The organism is Hyphomonas sp. (assembly GCF_041689225.1).
Classification (GTDB): Bacteria; Pseudomonadota; Alphaproteobacteria; order Caulobacterales; family Hyphomonadaceae; genus Hyphomonas.
Genome location: NZ_JBDNGN010000098.1, coordinates 1 through 18,722 on the forward strand (window position 1 = coordinate 1; position 18,722 = coordinate 18,722).

General features: G+C 58.2%; 16 protein-coding genes, 1 tRNA gene and 2 pseudogenes. 14 read left to right on the forward strand and 5 right to left on the reverse strand.

Annotation, left to right across the window (positions count from 1 at the left end; all coding sequences use genetic code 11):
* Window positions 1-23: 23 nt before the first annotated feature.
* A pseudogene (gene istA / locus ACESNB_RS08805) lies at window positions 24-1,517 on the reverse strand (IS21 family transposase).
* Between the two features lie 247 nt (window positions 1,518-1,764).
* Here istA and ACESNB_RS08810 point away from each other — a divergent pair.
* The 10 genes from ACESNB_RS08810 (at window position 1,765) to ACESNB_RS08855 (ending at window position 10,638) form a co-directional block, all read left to right on the forward strand.
* A complete protein-coding gene (locus tag ACESNB_RS08810) occupies window positions 1,765-2,298 on the forward strand; it encodes an RNA polymerase sigma factor (RefSeq protein ID WP_373006385.1) in 534 nt (177 codons plus the stop codon).
* A gap of 44 nt (window positions 2,299-2,342) precedes the next feature.
* Complete coding sequence (locus tag ACESNB_RS08815; RefSeq protein WP_373006387.1) at window positions 2,343-2,900, forward strand: RNA polymerase sigma factor; 558 nt, start codon at window positions 2,343-2,345, stop codon at window positions 2,898-2,900.
* 5 nt (window positions 2,901-2,905) lie between these two features.
* Window positions 2,906-3,940 carry a FecR domain-containing protein gene (locus ACESNB_RS08820; RefSeq protein WP_373006389.1) on the forward strand — a complete coding sequence of 345 codons (1,035 nt, stop codon included), beginning with the start codon at window positions 2,906-2,908 and terminating at the stop codon, window positions 3,938-3,940.
* Between the two features lie 292 nt (window positions 3,941-4,232).
* Complete coding sequence (locus tag ACESNB_RS08825) at window positions 4,233-4,451, forward strand: helix-turn-helix transcriptional regulator (RefSeq protein WP_373006391.1); 219 nt, start codon at window positions 4,233-4,235, stop codon at window positions 4,449-4,451.
* Window positions 4,448-5,701: a type II toxin-antitoxin system HipA family toxin gene (locus ACESNB_RS08830; RefSeq protein WP_373006393.1), complete on the forward strand. Its 1,254-nt coding sequence runs from the start codon at window positions 4,448-4,450 to the stop codon at window positions 5,699-5,701. The genes ACESNB_RS08825 and ACESNB_RS08830 overlap by 4 nt, the downstream gene beginning before the upstream one ends.
* A 134-nt stretch (window positions 5,702-5,835) precedes the next feature.
* Window positions 5,836-5,920 (forward strand) — tRNA-Leu (locus tag ACESNB_RS08835).
* A 980-nt stretch (window positions 5,921-6,900) separates the two neighbouring features.
* On the forward strand, window positions 6,901-7,467 hold the full coding sequence (locus ACESNB_RS08840; RefSeq protein WP_373006395.1) for an antirestriction protein ArdA: 567 nt from the start codon (window positions 6,901-6,903) through the stop codon (window positions 7,465-7,467).
* Window positions 7,468-7,469: 2 nt separating this feature from the next.
* Window positions 7,470-7,949: a hypothetical protein gene (locus tag ACESNB_RS08845; RefSeq protein WP_373006397.1), complete on the forward strand. Its 480-nt coding sequence runs from the start codon at window positions 7,470-7,472 to the stop codon at window positions 7,947-7,949.
* Between the two features lie 546 nt (window positions 7,950-8,495).
* On the forward strand, window positions 8,496-8,819 hold the full coding sequence (locus tag ACESNB_RS08850) for a DUF736 domain-containing protein (protein ID WP_373006399.1): 324 nt from the start codon (window positions 8,496-8,498) through the stop codon (window positions 8,817-8,819).
* Window positions 8,820-9,123: 304 nt separating this feature from the next.
* Entirely contained in the window at window positions 9,124-10,638 is a 1,515-nt protein-coding gene (locus tag ACESNB_RS08855; protein ID WP_373006401.1) for a Fic family protein, read from the forward strand.
* Window positions 10,639-10,661: 23 nt separating this feature from the next.
* On the opposite strand, the pseudogene ACESNB_RS08860 reads toward ACESNB_RS08855, so the two are convergent.
* Together ACESNB_RS08860 and ACESNB_RS08865 are read right to left on the reverse strand one after the other, a co-directional pair.
* Window positions 10,662-10,819: pseudogene (locus tag ACESNB_RS08860) on the reverse strand (IS481 family transposase); the annotation flags it as partial.
* A 14-nt stretch (window positions 10,820-10,833) separates the two neighbouring features.
* Window positions 10,834-11,256 (reverse strand): hypothetical protein, encoded by a 423-nt coding sequence (locus ACESNB_RS08865; RefSeq protein ID WP_373006415.1) that lies wholly within the window; start codon window positions 11,254-11,256, stop codon window positions 10,834-10,836.
* Window positions 11,257-11,921: 665 nt separating this feature from the next.
* Between ACESNB_RS08865 and ACESNB_RS08870 the strand changes: the two genes are divergently transcribed.
* On the forward strand, window positions 11,922-12,188 hold the full coding sequence (locus ACESNB_RS08870; protein ID WP_373006413.1) for an iron-containing alcohol dehydrogenase: 267 nt from the start codon (window positions 11,922-11,924) through the stop codon (window positions 12,186-12,188).
* A 16-nt stretch (window positions 12,189-12,204) separates the two neighbouring features.
* On the forward strand, window positions 12,205-12,867 hold the full coding sequence (locus ACESNB_RS08875; RefSeq protein ID WP_373006403.1) for a DNA-3-methyladenine glycosylase I: 663 nt from the start codon (window positions 12,205-12,207) through the stop codon (window positions 12,865-12,867).
* A gap of 14 nt (window positions 12,868-12,881) precedes the next feature.
* Here ACESNB_RS08875 and ACESNB_RS08880 read toward each other — a convergent pair whose 3' ends face one another.
* Complete coding sequence (locus ACESNB_RS08880; protein WP_373006405.1) at window positions 12,882-13,934, reverse strand: phytase; 1,053 nt, start codon at window positions 13,932-13,934, stop codon at window positions 12,882-12,884.
* 261 nt (window positions 13,935-14,195) lie between these two features.
* On the opposite strand from ACESNB_RS08880, the gene ACESNB_RS08885 reads away from it, so the two are divergent.
* On the forward strand, window positions 14,196-17,021 hold the full coding sequence (locus ACESNB_RS08885) for a TonB-dependent receptor (RefSeq protein WP_373006407.1): 2,826 nt from the start codon (window positions 14,196-14,198) through the stop codon (window positions 17,019-17,021).
* 407 nt (window positions 17,022-17,428) lie between these two features.
* On the opposite strand, the gene ACESNB_RS08890 is transcribed toward ACESNB_RS08885, so the two are convergent.
* A complete protein-coding gene (locus ACESNB_RS08890; protein WP_373006409.1) occupies window positions 17,429-17,758 on the reverse strand; it encodes a hypothetical protein in 330 nt (109 codons plus the stop codon).
* A gap of 223 nt (window positions 17,759-17,981) precedes the next feature.
* On the opposite strand from ACESNB_RS08890, the gene ACESNB_RS08895 reads away from it, so the two are divergent.
* Window positions 17,982-18,443: a hypothetical protein gene (locus ACESNB_RS08895; RefSeq protein WP_373006411.1), complete on the forward strand. Its 462-nt coding sequence runs from the start codon at window positions 17,982-17,984 to the stop codon at window positions 18,441-18,443.
* Window positions 18,444-18,722: the final 279 nt, after the last annotated feature.

Below are 18,722 nucleotides of genomic sequence, written 5' to 3' on the forward strand. Positions count from 1 at the left end.
AGCCGGGTCGGTTGCGGTGTTCTTCATGCTGCCTCTCCCGTCACGGGTGCGGGTTGGCAGCCGAAGAGCGCATCATAGGCCTGAAGCGACTCCAGCTGGACGGCGACGTGCGGCAGGCTGGCGGGATCGGGCGCAAAGCGGATCCGCAGAAGGTTCAAGTCGGGGAGGTCGCCGGCCTCCAGACAGGCCGCGAGTTCCTCAGCCAGTTCGCGCTCGCAACCGCGCTCATGGGCGAGGCCAAGCAGCTCGACCATGATCCGGCAGGCCTGACGCTCGGGCAGACGCTCGACAAGAAGATCGAAGGCTCGCTTGTAGGCCTCACGTGGGAACAGTTGGTCGCGATAGACGAGCCGCATCAGCGCCATCGGCTTGCGCTTCAAGGCATGGATGACGTGCCGGTAGTCGACGACCTGGTCGTGCTTGCCGGAAGACGACGCCCGCCCGCGCGGCAATGTCATGAGAAGTGTGGCGCCGATGAAGACGTCCAGGTGATCGTCATAGAGGCGGACACGCAGACGGTGACCGATGAGGCGCGAGGGCACGGTGTAGAAGACTTTGCGCAGCGTGAAGCCGCCTGAAGATGTGACCCGCACGCTGAGGTCCTAATAATCAGCGGAGCGCCGCTCAGGCAGTTGTCGAAGCTCACTCCGCTCTGCGTCGATGCGCTTGGCATTGCGCGCATTGCGGCGACTGACGATCTCGTCGACGAAGCGACGGTACAAAGCCAGGTCATCAAAATCGCGCGATCCGCGCAGCAAGAGCGCGTCCTCGATCGCGCGCTTGAGATGACCGTGCGGGCCCTCGATGGCACCGTTCTCGCGGGCAATGCCGGCATTGTTGCGCGAGGCGAGCATGCCATAATGGGCGATCATCTCGTCATAGCGGCTCGTCAGATCGGCACGCGCATCCTTGTCCAGATTACGGAAAGCTGCCGACAGGCTGTCTGTACGGTGCTCGCGCGGCACCCCGCCCAGCGACCAGAGTGCGTTCTGCAGGCCTTCCGCGAGGGCGACGAAACTCTCGCCGCCGAGCACAACATGGGCGTGTTCAAAGCCGGAATAGGCCAACCGGAAGTGGTAGAGCCGATGGTCTAAAACCTGGCGGGAAATGGTGATGCCGAGCGCGGCCATGTCGGTGAAATCCGAAAGTCCCAGCCGGCCTGGTTCCTGCACCTGGCGGAAGATGACGTCCTGCTCCTCGCCGTGAATGGCGCGCCAGGCCCGGATGCGACGCTCAAGCGTGCGACGTACGCCCTCACCCAGATCAGGATGACGCCGGATCATCTCTTCGAAAACAGCCACAGACCGGATGCCCGGCGCTGCCTGCAACATCGGCACAACTTCAGCATCGAAAATGTCGGCCAGCGGATCAGGACGCCGGCGGCCCCGCGCCTCGATCCTCTGTGAAGGCGGTCTTGGATCCTTCTCGATCCGATAGGCGGTTGCTCGGCTGATCGACGCCTTCGCGGCTGCGACGGCGACCCGGTAGGTCTTCCTGTACTTCATGTAGAGCCTCATCTGATGGTCGGTTGTGTGGCAGCCGGGCAAGAAACGATCCCTCCGAGTGGAAAAATCGCCAGCTTACCCCACCGACCGCGAGCACCAGAAAGCTCTGAAATACTTACGCTTCGGGGCAGGAACTCCAGTCGGGCTACGCCCTCCCTACGTTCCCGCCCCGAAGCGTTCTCATCCTGTTTGTCGCGCGAGTCTCATCTTGATCGTCGCGCTGCAGAGTCCTGAGGCTGGTGGTCTCCCTGGCGCAGATGTGTTCACTGAATTGTATCGCGACCAGTTTGACCAGCTGGTGAGGCTTAGCCGCATCCGGATCGGGAACACGATTGACGCCGAGGATCTGGTGCAGGATGCGTTCCTCGCTGTCCGGCGTGCTTATCCCGACAAGGCAATGGATGAACTTCGGCCGCTCCTGTTCACGACGCTCCGCAACCTGACTCTCAATTACCTGAAATCCGGCAATACAAAACGCCGCCAGGCATCGGTTGAGTTGCTGGGAAGGGATGACCGGCTCGGCTGTCCCCGTACGGTGACACCGGAGACACAGCTCATGGATGCGCAATTGCTCACCATTGCCGAACAGGCAATCGAGGCAATGCCGCCGCGCCGCCGCGAGGTACTTAAACTCCACCGTTTCGAGCATCTGACATATGACGAGATCGCAATTCGCCTGTCTGTCTCGCGCTCGACGGTCAAGAAGGACCTCGCTGATGCCATTGCCGAAGTTGCCGAAGCGCTCGCCCGGAAAAGCGGGCAGGGCGTTGATGGGCTGGCGGATCGCAAATGACGATGCAGGAGCAGGGTAATGCGCGTGCTGAAAGACGTCCCCTGGTGGGGGAGTCTTTCGCGCTTAGGGGAAGTGCGGCGCTCAACGAGATCTTTCGACTTCAATATGACCAGCTCCTGAGATTCAGCCGGATACGTGTAGGCAATGTCCCTGACGCCGAGGACCTTGTGCAGGAGGCTTTCCTGTCTGTGGGGCGCGCCTATCCCGACAAAGGGATCGGCGAACTGAGACCGCTCCTCTTCACGGCCTTGCGCAACCTCACGCTGGACTACCTCAAATCGGGCTATGCCAAACAAAGGCGGTCGTCGGCCGAGATCGGCGATCTGGATGATGTTCTCGCCTGCTCCCGGTCTGCGACGCCCGAGACGCAAGTCATTGATGCGCAATTGCTGGCGATTGCCGAGACGGCCATTGCCGCACTGGGACATCGCCAGCGGGAGGCCCTGCGCCTCAGCCGGTTTGAACGCCTGACCCATAGCGAGATCGCCCAGCGCCTGTCGGTGTCACCAAGAACGGTGCGGAGCGATATCACCGGAGCGTTGGCAGCCATCTCGAAGAGCCTTGTGCGTGCAGACCAGCGCCGTCCGAGCGAGACCGAGTAAAACCGATGACGTGCAACAAGGACCATTCCGGCAGGCTTGGCGAGGCCGCCCGCTGGTACAGCGACCTGCAGGATCCGGACGTCGCTCTCGAGACGTGGGAAGCCTTTCTCGAATGGGAGGGCGACCCTCAAAATGCTGCTGCGTTTCGGGAGATCGAGGCAAGTCTGATTGTTCTTGAGAGAACGACCCGTGCTTACGGCGGGATGGGTCAATCCGCTTTGCGCGGGGCCGAGCCACCGACGGGGTCGGTAAGCCGATTGATGCGGTCCAGGACCGCGTGGATAGCTGGGATTGCAGCGGCCTTGGTGCTGGCGACGGTGTCGACCATTGCGGCTATGCCTGTCTCTCATCACGAACCCATCCGATACGCGACATCGGTTGGCGAGCAGCGCACCTTCGACCTCGCTGATGGGTCGGTGATGACCCTCAACACCGATACGGAGGCTGAAATTTCATTTACAGTGTCCCAGCGCTATGTCCGGCTGGTTCATGGGCAAGCCCTGTTCGAGGTCGAGAAGGGGAAGCGGCCGTTTATTGTTGAGGCAAGCCGCAGCCAGACGACGGCCTTGGGTACCGTTTTTGACGTCTATGCAAAGGCGGGCTCGGTCGAGGTCACGTTGATAGAAGGTTCGGTTGGCGTCGTCCCGGTGCCAGCCGAGCCGGAATTGTGGGATTGGTTTCGCCCCGCTTCCCGGGACGGCGCTGCCGGGCGAACGCTCGTTCCGGGAGAGAGACTGGTCATGCGGGAAAATGGACTGGAATCGGTTTCGGCAATCGATCCTTCAGAAGCGGGCCTATGGCGGAGCGGTACCGTGTGGTTCGACAACATGTTACTGGCGGATGTCGTGACCGAGTTGAACAGGTACGCACGAATGAAGGTCCGGATCGACGATCCTGATCTCGGTGCGGAGCGCCTGAGCGGGAGCTTTCGCGTCGGCGAAGACGAAGAGTTTATCGGGTCGCTGGTGATTATGTTCTCGTTGAAGGCGGAGCGGGCTGGGGATGAGATCGTACTTTCGCGAGTGGCGAAATCTGATTGAATTTTTCACCCAGATTTCGGTTCGCAAGCGATACTGAATAGCTTCAGTAAGAACGACTACTCGCGAGTTCTGGAGGGCCATTTTTGTCCAGGCGCGACGACAGGTCATGGGGACAATGCTCGATAAGTGCCCCGCTCGGGGCATTTTAGGACTTTGAAGGGACGCAGTCAAAATTATGTCCCGAACGGGAAAGTTCGGGGTTCTTGGCGATGGAATGACTGTAGATGTCCTGATCGGGATATTTTTCTTGCATTTAGTCTAAGACAGGCATATGTTTCCCGTACGGGAAATTATGCTCATGACACCAGAAGACATTGGCCAACTCATCCGAAAGACACGCAAGGCGCAGGGCTTGCGTCAGCCTGAACTGGCCGCCGCCTCGGGCGTTGGCCTGCGCTTTCTTGTCGAGCTCGAACGCGGCAAGCCGACGGCGCAGATCGGCAAGATGCTCGATGTCCTGTCGGTCCTCGGTTGTGCGCTGAGCATTACCACACCGGAGGATCGCCGATGACCACGCGCGCGCTCACGCTCTGGTGGGGGAGGGAGGCCGTCGGGACCCTGTCGGTCGACACGCATGGCGAGGTGGGCTTTGCTTATCTGCCTGACTGGCTTGCCCGGAGCGATGCAAGGGCAATCTCCGTGTCATTGCCTTTACAGGAGGGGCCGTTCTCCCGGCGTGAATGTCTGCCTTTCTTCGAAGGCATCCTGCCAGAAGAAAGCCAGAGACAGAATGTCGCCGCCGCGCTCGGCGTTTCTGAGCGCAATGAATTTCGTCTGCTTGAAATGCTGGGCGGGGAAGTTGCAGGCGCATTGTCGCTTTGGCCGGACGGCGAAGAGCCGCCGGCCCTGGAAGTCCCGTTCACGCCAAAACCTCTGTCTGACAAGGCGCTGCGCGTCCTGATCGACTCCCTGCCCAAGCGCCCCATGCTGGCAGGCGAGGAGGGCTTGCGACTCTCGCTGGCAGGCGCCCAGGCGAAACTCCCCGTCATCCTGACGCCGGATGGCATCGCGTTGCCAGCGCCAGGCCAGCCGACGACGCACATCCTGAAACCGCCGATCAAAAGGTTCGAAGGCACGACCGAAAACGAGGCCTATGGGATGCGCCTTGCGCACCTGATCGGGCTCCAGGTGGCCGAGGTCGAAATCCTCAGAGCCGGGGGCGCGCCTTTCCTGCTCGTCCGGCGCTATGACCGCGTGATGGGTGACGACGGACGCGTCACGCGCCTGCATCAGGAGGATTTCTGTCAGGCACTTGGGTTCACGTCCGCACGCAAATACGCATCCGATGGCGGCCCGGTCTTCCGGGATCTTTTTGCGCTCCTGCGACGTGTGGCGACCCGGCCCGCCATTGAAGTCCTCAAACTCTTCGATGCGGCAATCTTCAATTTGATTATTGGAAATGCGGACGCACACGGGAAGAATTACAGCCTTCTCTATGATGGCAGCACGACGCTCGCGCCGCTCTATGATCTCCTTTCGACCGTCGCTTATCCTGAACTCAGTCCACGGCTCGCGATGAAGATTGCGAAGCGGGCCGCACTGGAAGACATCCAGGCGCGGGACTGGGCCAGGTTTGCCGAAGAGACCGGCCTGACAGAGCCGTTCATCCGGCGGCGTGTGAAGGCATTATGTGGGTTGGTGCTGGAGCAGGCGGGGAACGTAGCGGCGGGTTTTGATCTGGAGACGGGTGAAAGAGAGGCGATGTCGGGGGTGGAAAGCCTGGTGTCCGGGCGGGCGGAGAGCCTGGCCGGGCGCGTGTGACGTCATCCGGGACGGCTCAGGAGATGTATCCCTTTAGGGTACTCTCCAGGTCTGTTGAAACGACGTCAGGTCAGAGCAGTTTTGCCGTTGACGTTCCTCGCTTCGAACCGTAATACCCCGCCTTCCTACCCCGTGCCCAGATGGCGGAATTGGTAGACGCGCTACGTTCAGGTCGTAGTTCTCGTAAGGGAGTGGAGGTTCGAGTCCTCTTCTGCACCAGTAGCTGGGTTTTATTTGATAATTTTAATTTATCGATACCCCTCTGATTGCCCTGAGGGGCAACGATTTGGTATGACTCAGACTTTGCCCGTCTGAACAATACAAACTGGCCAAGCCGCTGACAGATCTTGAAATCGATGGCTTTGGGCCGGCATCTGGACGTTATTAAACCTCGGACCTGAATAGATATTGTCCGAGGTTATGCAACGCGTTGTGAGAGAATATGCCAACAGTTTGTGTTGCACTGCGTGGTTGCCGTTCGTCTCCATATCCCAATGATTGCCTTGGTGTGGCGCAATTTGGCATACTCTAGGCCCCCGGCCTGAACCTGAGAGCCGGCCATACCGCTACAAATGTACACGGAGAAACACGATTTGAAAGCGTGCTGGTTTCTTCACGACCAGTCCGCCGGAGGCGGAGCTGTCCGGCCGGAATGGACGTCTTGAGGTGGGCAAAAGCCGTTCTTCTGGCCGGCCCGGCTCGTCTCACTGAGGGATCAGAAAGTCCGGCTTCAGGCATGGGGCTGGGGCTCACCGGCAGGTCGCGCACCCGTGCTTCCCACTGTCCGTTGGCCAGAGGGGTCACGGGCGCTGAATTGAGCCTCTGAGTCCAAGGATCTTCGTATAAGGCGTGACGAACGATGCAGATCGCAATCCCTGATAACAGGGGCTCGAGTCGGCTCTGACTGTCTGGATGCCGCGCCATGCTACGTCAAAAGCTGCAAAGCCATCGATGCCATCAGCAGTCCCCCTGCGCCTCATTATCTCTCCCACACAGTCGGAAGTGGGCGGACGGTGCGTCTGCCAGAGCGCGGTCCCCGCGCAAGGGGGCGGGTCCATGTCGTGGTTGTTCGTCTTTAGGTTTCCTACCTACGGCTATCCCCTTGCGCGGCGCCCTTATGCGCTCCGGCGATGCACCTTTTCGCCGCCCACCCCCGCCTGATGCGGGAAAGAACGCCGGGCGGCGCAAAGGAGACTGACATGACTGACCAATTTACAACCGCTGCGCCCCTTGGAACAGCTACCGCTCTCACGGTTCCAGACCGTCCCCGCATCTACGTGGCCTGCCTTGCCGCCTACAATAATGGGCGCCTGCATGGGTGCTGGATTGATGCGACCACACCTGACGAGATCAGGGCTGGGGTGCGTGCCATGCTGGCGGCGAGCCCCGAGCCCGATGCCGAGGAATGGGCCATTCACGACTATGAGGGCTTTCAAGGCGCAAGCCTGTCTGAATACGCCTCATTCGAAACCGTCTGCGACCTTGCCGACTTTCTTGGTGAGCATGGCGAGGTCGGCGCGAAGCTGTATCGGCATTTCGGTGACGACCTTGAACAGGCGCGCGCTGCCTTCGAGGACTATGCCGGAGAATATCGCAGCGCGGCAGACTTTGCCGAGGAATCCATGCGGGATAGCGGGACAGAAATCCCGGCTTCGCTCGACTATTACATAGACTGGACAGCGCTCGCCCGCGACATGGCCCTCAATGGTGAGATCATGGTGTTCCAGACGGGCTTCGATGAAGTCCACGTGTTCTGGAGCCGTTAGAGATGGCTTTCACGGAACGCTTTGACAGGTTCGTATGCGAGGGCGATTGCATCGCTTGCGAACAGGACGGGTTCCGGATCGTCGCGCGCATCGAGCGCGACGATAGCCCGGACGCGCCAGATCAGCGCCAGGACGGATTCTGGCCTTCCCTCTACAAGGATGCGCCGGGATTTATCGGCCCCGGAAACAATTTCCGGGAGCGCTTTGCCAAGGCACAGGCCGAAGCTGAGGCGATCATGGAGGCATGGCGGCGCGGCGACTGGTTCTATTGTGGCATTGTCCTCTCGGTATCGCTGGACGGTGTCATACTGGACGAGCACGCCATCAGTCTATGGGGCGTCGAAGCCAATTATCCGGGTTCGGATAATGCACACCTGACGGACGTCGCAGATGACCTTCTTCCTGACGCCATCGCGATCGGTCGCCGGGCCGCGCAGCGCCTTTGTGCGACCTTCTCGAATCTCGAGACGCGCGCCTGCTAAAGCCAGGGAACGGATTGCAGGTCTGTTCGAGGATGGCCGGGACAATGCGCAGCCAGACGCGGAGACCTGCGCAGAGCCAGACGCCGCCTTAGGATTCAGTCTCCTTTTCTGGCGGATCGGGAGTCGTCCGATGCCAGGCATCGGGCGGCTTTCGCGTATCATTCCTTCATGCTGAGGTGCTGTGGCAGTTTATGGTTCATGGATGAGGGCGCCAAAAAATCGCCCGTCTTTGGGTACCACCTTGCATCCGGAACTGTCCGCCAGTCCTGTTCCATTCGTTTTGTGGCCTCGCGTATCGGCCCCCTTGTTCCCGTCTCTTGCCGTGTGACCTGGACGACGCCGGCCGGGCTGTGAAACCGGCCCCGGCGCAAGAATTTTCCCCGGCGCTTTGCGCCTCCTCGCGGATCAAAATTCATCGCCGCGCCGGTGCTCCACTGCGTTTCGCCGCGCAAGCGGTTCAAACCCGTCCTGCGCCGTCCTTTCGGTCGGGCGTCGACGGGGACAAGGGGTCCCCGAGACAAGCGCAAAAACGAAAGGAATTACACAATGGCAAACGCACTTGGATATGTCTCTGAAACCAAAACCGGCTTCGAGGGCGCCCTCGCAATGATGAACCTCACAAGCCCCATCCGCATCGAGAAGAACGGCGAGAAAGCCGCAGACGGCCAGCCCGACTACCGCATCTTCGCCGGGGACACCGCGACAGAAATCGGTGGCGGGTGGATGCGCAAGGCGAAAGCATCGGGACGCGATTATGTCTCGATCACCCTCGCGGATCCGCAGATCGGTCCGCGCAAGATCTACGCGAACCTTGCGCCCGTTAAAGGCAAGAAAGGCCGGCACGTGATCCTCTGGAACCCGAAGGACTGAAATTGCCAGGTGACGGCTCCATCTGGAGCCGTCACCGCCATTCGTCTTTCAAGGCCGTGTTGCGCTTTCTATTCAGTCGCAAGGAATCTGCGCGATCGCGCTAACCGGCACCCCGTCCATGACGCGGTGCCGGTTAGCGCATTTGGATCTCGATTCTCGGTCGTGCTTTTCATTCCATTTTTACAAGTAAATATTCGTCGTCTTTTACGAATAAATAATCGACATCTATTACGAATAATTATATAGCGTCTTTTACGAACAATTATTCGAGGAACAGGGCTCAAAACATTGAGCTGAAAACCAGATGGCAAAACCGAACGAAAAACTGGCCGAATCTCTGCGTGTGTTGAAAGATCTGCAGGATCAGGGGAGCGCCGTGTTCCAGACACAGGATATGAGCCGCACGCATATGGAGCGACTGAAGCAGGCCGGTTTCATAAAGCAGGTTATGAGAGGCTGGTATCTCTCATCTCGTCCAGGAGAACGCGATGGAGATACGACCGCTTGGTATGCCGCGTATTGGGAGTTTTGCAAAACTTACCTCACCAATCGATTTGAAACGGCATGGTGTTTGTCGCCCCAGCAATCCCTTCTGCTTCACGCCGGAGACTGGACCGTGCCAAATCAACTTCTGGTGCGAGCAAAAGGGGCCAGCAACAAGTCGACCGGGCTGTTGCACGGCTCAAGCATCTACGACGTGGCTGCTGATCTTCCAGATGCAACGGATCAAACACAATTGAATGGTCTGCGGATCTATACCCTCGATGCCGCCCTGGTGGCGGTGCCAGAGGCGTTCTATCGGAATTACCCCGTCGAGGCGCGCACCTGCCTCGCCGCAGTCAAGGACGCCTCTGGCGTGTTGCGCCTGTTGCTGGAAAACAGCCAGGTGATTCGCGCCGGGCGCCTCATGGGCGCGCTGCGGTCAATTGAGCGGAACGACCTTGCTGACCAAATTGAAAGCGCAATGATTGCCGCGGGTAACAAGGTTATAGAAACCAATCCCTTCGACGCCGACGCCGCATTCGCCATCCCTCTGCGAGACGTCTCACCCTATGTGAATAGGATCCGCCTGCTTTGGGCAAAAATGAAAGCAGACATTGATGCAGATTTTCCAGAACCGGCACGTCAAAACGATCCGGACGCCTTTATCGCAAACATGGATGTCGTGTTGCCGTCAGACGCGTATCATTCCCTCTCCATTGAGGGATATCAGGTTAGCTATGATCTGATTGAGAAAGTCAGATCGGGTGACTGGAATCCGGACATGATCGCGTCCGACAGAGAGCAGCGCGACGCTTTGGCGGCTAAAGGATATGTCGATGCGTTTGAGACCGTCAAAACGTCGGTCAGAGATGTGATGCATGGGGAGAATCCGGGTGAGATCGTCAAGCGTGATCTTCAAACGTGGTACCAGGCCCTGTTCGGGCAAAGTGTTCAGGCTGGTATTCTGAACGCCGCTCAGCTTGCCGGCTATCGCAACCACCCGGTCTATATCAGAGGGTCACAGCATGTTCCGCTGAATGTCGAAGCGGTGAGGGATGCGATGCCTGCCTTCTTCAACCTGCTGCGCGAAGAAACTGACGTGATAGCGCGGGTCGTGCTCGGACATTTTATCTTCGTCTATATCCACCCCTTTCCCGATGGAAACGGGCGGACGGCACGCTTTCTGATGAATGTCATGCTGGCAGCGGCTGGTTATCCCTGGCTCGTCATTAAGGTTGAGCAGCGGGACGCCTATATGGCAGCGCTCGAAGCAGCAAGTGCCAATCAGGACATCAAGCCTTTTGCGACTTTTCTGGCCGAAAGCCTTCGACGGTGAGCCCGTGCACGTCTCTGAATGAAGGTGTGCGCCTTTCCCAAGCGGGCCCCGCGAGGCAAGCGGTTCGGGCTGTGGCGCGGGAGGGTGCGATCGACACCCGCGTCCGAGACTTTGATCGCTTATAGCGCTCCAGTTACCAGACAATCCGGATCGGTCCGAGATGATACTTGGGCCTGACGTGTGGGATAGCGCATTTTAAGCTTTTCGCGATTTGTTGGCTACGAGCCAATGTAGGAGAAGCTTTCCAAAAGTCAGGTTGCCAAGCGTGATCGTCAGCATGTGCAGCCAGCCTGATGATGTCGGTATCTTCGGGAAGTTAGACTCCATCAGGCTTCTTTGAGAAGAGCTCGGCCATAAACAGGAACTCAGGGTCTTTCGGCTTGTGGAACCGGTAGTATTCGCGATGCCCGCCGCTTTGTTCGCGAGCATCAGAAGGCACGCCCGTCCGACAATGTCCGCGCGGTAGAAGCTATAGGCACGCGTCAGAAAAACCGGCAAATCCGACGGGGCGGATTCAGGTTCGACTTTCATCGGTGTATGCAGAATCTTACCGGCATAGCTGGAAATCTGGTGAGCCAGGCGCTGAGGATCTGGAGCGGGATCATCGCTATATAACATCTCATTCGGATACCAACATTGATAGTGTTAGTATTCAATCATAATGATATTTATTGATGGTTGCCTGAAATAATGGGAATTTTCACAGAGGCTCTGTTCTGACGCCCTGAAAAAATGTCTAATATTGATCAGGGCGAATGGTCTGAGTTTTTGTCAGGTAGGAAGGAAAGTGGGTGTCACACCCCAGGCATCAAAACGATGCGTGTAAGGATGAAACATCAAGTCCAAACTTGGCAATGATCGCGGGGGTTTTGATCTGCGATATTGCCTGTCGAGCGCAATTTGCGCTTTCGGATCTTTCGACCCAGAAGGGACTTTAATCTGAAAATTTTTGCCGATCAATCGAAGTCTGAGATTTCACACGCTCAGCGCGAATTCTTTGTGTTGAGAAATCGCCAGCCCGCGGTCCCCAACAATTGATGCTGCTGCTCTTTGTCTCCAACGTAGCCGAAACCTAGCACAAGAAGTTGGATATTCGGACGACGTCTGTTGGAGCATGAACAGTCATACGACGTCACCCCTATGGCCGACAGTCGTTGGCCCAATGCTGCCGACCAGGAACGCTCTTGCGGCATAAGCTTGTACCGACCACTCCGCAGTGATGAAGTAGACCATCGCTTCCGAAACCCAGCTAAAAATACTCAGGCGTTGCCGGCGCGGTTCACATCCTACGCTTCCATGAAGGCGCAGCGGTCGAGAAATACGTCCGCCTTCGACAGGTCATGGGCCTGAAGGCCGGCGCAGACCTTGCCGGCGCGATCCAAGACCTCAACAACGCCATCGGCATTTCGGCAAACCTGACCGCGATGGGCCTTGACGCAACCGACGGCTCCGGCATCGTCGACTATGCGCTCAAGGATCTCGCGCATTTCGGCAACCCGCGCCCGATGAGCGCAGATGATTATGCTAAGGTCTACCAGACCGCACTCTAGTAGGAGGGCTACCCTGGTGGCCCGAAAGTTCGGCTCGGTCCTGAAACTTGCCGCCGCTTATCATGGCGGCGAGAAATCCGTGATCGAACAATCAGCAAACACGCTTGCCGCACGCAATCTCGCAAAAGTGCCGGCGGACCGGCTTCTGTCGGTGATGACCAAGCGCGTGTTCAATGCCGGATTCAACTGGAAGGTCATCGAGGCGAAGTGGGAAGGGTTCGAGGCGGCATTCGAGGGATTTGATCCCGGAAAGCTGGCTTTTTTTGGCGAAGAGATGATGGACCAGCCTGTCTCTGATCCGCGCATCGTCCGCAATCGACAAAAGATCAAGGCGAGCCTTGAGAACGCACGCTTCGTGGCCGGGGCCGAAGCCATGGAGGGCGGCTTCGGCAAGTTCCTCGCCAGTTGGCCAGCAGACGATCAGGTGGGTCTGATGAATGTGCTGAACGCGCGCGGCTCGCGCCTTGGCGGGGCGAGCTGCAATACTTCCTGCGCTTTACTGGGTGGAATGCCTGGATCGCGTCGGGCCATGTCTGCGCGGCCCTCGTGCGTGAGGGTGTTTTGGCCAAGCCGGCGGCTACCAGAAAGGGCGACCTGGCGCAGCTCCAGGCCGCCCTTAACGAGTATCACGCCGAAAGCGCCCTGCCGCGCGCCCAGATCAGCCGGTTGCTGGCGCTGAGCGTCGGTTAGGCATCATTCCGCTTCGACAAGCGGCAGGCCGAGCGCGGCCTCGATATCGGCCCAGTTCACGACCTTGAAGTTCTGGTCCTGACCGGATTGCGGGTTGCCATCGTCCTGGACGATCAGTACGCCGCGCGGAAAGCCGGGCAGGGCGCCGGAGAAGATGTCCAGGCCGTCGGTGTGCGTGACGTCGTCAATGCCGAGCGCCGCGTTCTTCCCGATCGAGAAGCTGCCCATCGGCGCGTGCGGCGCCTTGCGGTTGTAAACGATGAAGCGATTGTCGGACTGCGCGGAAGCCACGATCCAGCCTGCGCCGGCCTGGCCGCGCCACAGCGACACGCCTTCCACGTCGGCCACAAGGCCCGTCTGGCCGCCGACTTCGTCGATCAGCTCCGGCGCAGGCGCCGCGTCGCGGTAGGCGACCTTCCAGAGGCCCCGGTCTTCCTCGCCGACAAACATCAAGCCTTGCGCCTCATCGAACACGCAGCCTTCCAGCTGGGTGTCCAGTTTCACGGTTTTCAAAAGTTCGCCGGACAGCGCGCCTGGCGCAGCCGACACCGCGAAGATCTGTATGGTTCCGTCCTTGTACGTCACGCCGGCATAATCCCGGTCGTCCTCGCGGCCCGAGCAAATGCCGTAAGGCTCGATCTTGCCGGTTGGCACATCACCGCCATGTGTGACCGTGCCGGTCGCCCGGTCGATGAAGAAGACCGATATCGCGTTGAACTGGTCATTGCTGGCGAAGGCAACATCATAGGAATTGTCCGCAAACTGACGGAGGTCGACATTGTTGATCAGGCCGATCGGGAGGCGCTGGGCTTCGCTGCCGTCAAGGCGGAACACAACGAGACCTTCCTGCTTGTTGGTGCCGAGGATGAGGGACTTCGCGGCGTCGGCCGGGTCCAACCAGAGAACGGGATCGTCGGCCGCGTCACCGCGCGCCCCGGCGGGCGACGTCTCCAGGGCGGCTGTAACCAGAGCCTGTCCTTCGATCAAGCGCGGCGCCGAGGCGCAGGACGCCAGACAGACAGCCGCACCGGCGGCGAGAAGAGAGAGACGAATCATCAGGTAAACTCCTTCGGCAAATGATCTTGCGCGCCCCTAGCGCCATGCTGTGACAAGAAAACGACTGTCATGGCTGTATGACAGCACGAATGCTGCGCACTCCAGGGTGGCAAATAGAAACGCCGTTTCGATTCAGGCAAGTGCGCTGTGGCAAAAAAGAGACTGTCATAAAAACCAGAAGGAAGCGTCACAGCGCTGCGACAAACCGATGCTAGCGTCGGGTTGGGTTAAGTTTCAATTCATTTTCCGCCGGGGGCTAACGTGAAATCCAGATTCAATCTTCTCACCACCGCGAGCCTGGCAACGCTCTGCCTGGGCTTGGGCGTCAGTGCGGCGCATGCCGACGTTGTGCGCGGCGCCGTCAAGGATTCGACCGGCACTGCGCCGCTCGAAGGCGCACTCGTTTCGATCGACGAGATCGGCCGTTCAACTTCGTCTGACCGATTCGGCAGCTACCGCTTCTCGAACGTGCCCGCCGGCGATTACACGCTGTCAGTGTCCTATGTCGGCGCGCCGCGCCTGACCCGCGCGATCTCGGTGGCCGAGACCGGCGAGATCGTCGTCGATCTCTCGGTTGGTGAAAATGTGCGCTACCTTGATAACGTCCTCGTCGTCGGCTCCGCCGCCGCCCAGGCCGGCGCGATCAACCAGCAACGGGCATCCAATGCGCTGATCAACGTCATAGACAGCGACGGCCTTGGCAACTTCCCCGACACGACGGTCGCCGATTCGCTGTCGCGCGTGCCGGGCCTGTCGATCGAAACAGACCAGGGCGAAGGCCGTTATGTGTCGATCCGCGGAATCAACACTGACTTGATCTCGTCGAGCATCAACGGTGTGCGCATCCCGTCGCCGGAAGACCGCCGCGGCGTTCTGCTGGACGGCGTGCCTTCGGACCTGCTCGACACAATCGAAGTCCAGAAATCATTGACCCCGAATGTCGACGGCGACAGCATCGGCGGCGTCATCAACCTGAAAACCATTTCCGCATTCGACCGCGACGGACGGTTCATTCGTGCCAAGATCGAAGGTCAGTATAATGAGATCACCGAAGAGATTTCGCCCAAGGGCACGCTGACCTATTCAGAAACCTTCGGCGACAAGCTGGGCGTCGCTCTTTCGTTCAACTATCAGGACCTTCGCATTGAATCGCACAATAACGAAACCGGCGGTTGGGGCGAAGTCGATGGCGCCGACTTCCTGGTGCCGCAAGCGGGCACGTTCTTCGTGCCGAACGACGATTATGAAATGCGCTGGTATGACCTGACCCGCACCCGCTACGGCTTCGTCGGAAACCTTGAGTATCGCGCGAGCGAGAATACAGATCTTTATTTGCGCACCCTGTTTAACCAGTATGAAGACGACGAGGTTCGCAACAAGTTCGAATTCCGCGAGTTCGACGAGGAAATCGTATCTGCGACGCCGACATCCGTTTCGATTCGCCGCGGTGAAGTCGATGCGGAAGTGCGCGTGCGCAAGGAAATTCGTAAAATCCAGACCATTGCATTGGGAGGCGACACGCGCCTCGCCGACTGGAACTTCGATTACGAAGCCTCTTACGCCTACGCTGAGGAAGACGACAGCGATAACCACGACGTTGCCTTTCGTTCCACGCCGGAACAACGCAACAACACTATCGGTTCAATCACGCTCGACTATTCGAACCCGCAGACACCGATCATTTCCGGTCAGGCCCTTTCGTTCCTTCTGGATCCCAACAATTACGAGCTGGATGCCTTCGAGCGTGAGTTCACGACCAACGAAGACACCGAGTTTGCTGGCAAGTTGAACATTAGCCGCGACAGCCTTTTCATGGGCATGCCGGTGGAATGGAAGGGGGGATTGAAATACCGGACCCGAGAGAAGGTGCGCGACGTCAATCTGGATATCTATGAGCCAGGCGAAGTGCTGAGCGATTTCATTGATAATAACAACGAAATTCCGGGATGGCGTCTGCCCAACTTCATACCGACATGGCCGAGCGCAAACCTGACGCGCGGTCTTCGCAATACGGTTACCGCAGCCGATCGCGACGATGCGGCCTCCGCATTCGAAAGCCTCTCGGCGGACTATAACATTCAGGAAGATATCCTGGCTGTTTACGGAATGGGGACGTTCGAAAATGGTCCGCTTACGGTCGTAGCCGGCGTGCGTGTGGAGCAGACCAATATTGATAGCCGCGGTAATATCTTCACTGAGGGCGACGATCCGACCAACGTCACCGAACGCAAGTTCTCGGACGACTACACAAACGCCTTACCGAGTGTGAACGTCAAATATCAGTTCGCTGAAAACATCTTCGGTCGCGCTGCCTACTATGGTGCAATCGTTCGTCCGGCCTTCGGTGAAATGGCGCCAGTTGCCGTGTTCAACGAAGATCAGGATGCGGCGTTCATTGGCAATCCGAACTTGAAGCCTTACGAGGCTGACAACTTCGATCTTTCGATCGAGTTCTACCCCACCAAGCTGTCGGTGATTTCCGCTGGCGTGTTCGTCAAACAGATCGACAATGCCATTTTCCCGGTAACGTTTGATCTGGCGGATGTGCCGGCTTCAATCGATCTGAGCTTCCTCAGCACCGCCCAGCTTGCAACGCTTGCGGAGGTCGAGACCTTCGTGAACGTCGGATCGTCGGAAGTCAGCGGCGTCGAGTTCAACTATGTGCAGAACCTTGGCGACCTTGTTCCTGCGCTGGAGGGTTTCCTGACCTCTGCCAACCTGACCTTCACCGATTCGGAAAGCACGCTTCCGGACGGTCGCAAGGTTCCGTTCCTGAAACAGTCGGATACCATCTGGAATATCGCCCTTGGATATGAAAGGGGCCCTTGGGATCTGCGCGTGTCTGCAAACTTCCGTGACGACTATCTCGATGAATTGTTCGGCGAAAATGTCGACCGCTACACCAACGACCGTTCTCTGGTCGAAGCGTCGGCGAAGTATACCATCAACGACAACTTCCAGGTCTATCTCGAAGGCAAGAACCTGACGGATGCGGAAGAATACTACTATCACGGCAATGAGAACCGCTTGTCGCAATATGACGAGTTCGGCCGAAGCTTCGTGTTCGGTGTTCGCGTTACCTACTGATCCACTGGATCATCCCTGAACGCGGCAGGTCGCAGCAGAACGCTGCGGCCGGTTTTCGTCTGGGTTCAGCGGCGCCCCTTCTGTCCTTAGCCCCGATCGGTCCCGCACTTGAGTCGAGAATTTCCTCTTACTCCTTCATTCGACCACAGGCAGCCGATGACCGATTTCGGCGAAGTCCGGCCTGGTGCGGGCGACGCAGCCGAACGACACGAACCGATTGACCCTGCCGCTCGCCACCGATGACGATCAGATCCGACCTGGCCCTAAACGGCCTGCCAGGACCCTCCGGCAGAAGTCTGGCTCAACGACTTTTCGGCGCTAAGGGGTCCAACCTGACTGGAGTAAACCCAGCCAATAGGCTCCTGCAAACCCGGCGCGGTTTACTGTGGCGCTCGCAAAGGCTTTTGCTAATTGTTGAGCGCGGCGGTCGGCTTCAACATTCCAGCAGAAACGCGGCGAAGTATTCCTGAGTGGTCTCTCACCACCCAGCCAATTTCGCCCACGAGAACCAACACGGCGCCTTGGCAAACAGCGACTAGCGATCCAACCAGCGCCGCAATGGTCATAGTATCGAATGCGACAGAAACCCCGCTTCCGACGCTGAGTGCTAAGCCAACCAATCCCAACATCAGTGAAGTTCCGCCGAACACGGTGACTACGGATAGTAGGGTAGTGGAGACGGTTCGCTTCGAGTTAAACGAATGCTCGAAGTCAGAAATGATCTTGCTTTTGTCCATGACTTGCTCCGGTTTCGATCCAATCGAAACGATAGTGCCTGATCGTTGAGAAAGTTCTACGCCCAGTTTTGTCCGTTTCAGTCGCGCGACAGCGGTGGCGCGAATGGCTGTTCGCTTCCAACCAGGCCACGCCATCATTCAGATGTGATCGTTTTCTCCAATTGACGCTTGACGACGCAATAGACTCGTACAGCTTGAACAGTTCCTTGTAGGAGCTGGATCATTGCGGAAACCACTACTGAGTTTCGTCTTCCTAGGTACGGCGCTTGTGGCATGTGGGGCCGAACCTGATAAAGTCTCGGAGTCTGCTGGAACAGAACGTCAGAAGGACAATGTGGAACCGGGCCAAGAAGGTGAAATCACTGAAACAGTTTCTGCTGCAACCGGTCAGGAGATCGCATTCGATGTGCCTGCAGACTCGAGAGCTGAATATCAGCTGCTTTCGGTCGTGAAGAATGACGAAGGGCTTTTAGTTGCGACGACGCGAAGAACAGGATCATCGGGCTCTAGCTATTCAGTTCGTGAAATCGACTGTGCTCGTCAGCTGTTCAGATATATCGGAGACGGCGACACTCTCGACCAAGCCATGACACCACTTCAAAATCCTGGAACTATGGCAACGCTGGTCGCAGGGTCCTCCAGTCACGCGGCGGTGCAAATCGCGTGCTCCCAATTGCCCGGTTGAGTCACTAATGATTGAAGCCGTCGCTAGCAGATGACCTCAGTCCCGATTGGTCCCGCCTTCAAGTCGAGAAAATGTCCCTAATCCGTGATTCGGCAAGAGATGGCCTATGACCGCTTCCGGCGAAGTCCGGCCTGGTGCTGGCCCCCTCTGTCAGGGATGTTGTCCGCTGCTCTATTTTTCTCTAATTTTCAGGTGGGCGGGATAGGACAATGACGTGGGATACTCACCAGAACGAAAATCGGCCGTTTTGAAGCGGATGCTGCCGCCGAATAACTTGGC

Excerpts from the sequence above, each read along its gene's own strand:
- ACESNB_RS08820 (WP_373006389.1), top strand. The coding sequence starts at position 2,906 with ATGACGTGCAACAAGGACCATTCCGGCAGGCTTGGCGAGGCCGCCCGC.
- ACESNB_RS08825 (WP_373006391.1), top strand. The coding sequence starts at position 4,233 with ATGCTCATGACACCAGAAGACATTGGCCAACTCATCCGAAAGACACGC.
- ACESNB_RS08830 (WP_373006393.1), top strand. The coding sequence starts at position 4,448 with ATGACCACGCGCGCGCTCACGCTCTGGTGGGGGAGGGAGGCCGTCGGG.
- ACESNB_RS08840 (WP_373006395.1), top strand. The coding sequence starts at position 6,901 with ATGACTGACCAATTTACAACCGCTGCGCCCCTTGGAACAGCTACCGCT.
- ACESNB_RS08845 (WP_373006397.1), top strand. The coding sequence starts at position 7,470 with ATGGCTTTCACGGAACGCTTTGACAGGTTCGTATGCGAGGGCGATTGC.
- ACESNB_RS08850 (WP_373006399.1), top strand. The coding sequence starts at position 8,496 with ATGGCAAACGCACTTGGATATGTCTCTGAAACCAAAACCGGCTTCGAG.
- ACESNB_RS08855 (WP_373006401.1), top strand. The coding sequence starts at position 9,124 with ATGGCAAAACCGAACGAAAAACTGGCCGAATCTCTGCGTGTGTTGAAA.
- ACESNB_RS08865 (WP_373006415.1), bottom strand. The coding sequence starts at position 11,256 with ATGTTATATAGCGATGATCCCGCTCCAGATCCTCAGCGCCTGGCTCAC.
- ACESNB_RS08880 (WP_373006405.1), bottom strand. The coding sequence starts at position 13,934 with ATGATTCGTCTCTCTCTTCTCGCCGCCGGTGCGGCTGTCTGTCTGGCG.
- ACESNB_RS08890 (WP_373006409.1), bottom strand. The coding sequence starts at position 17,758 with ATGGACAAAAGCAAGATCATTTCTGACTTCGAGCATTCGTTTAACTCG.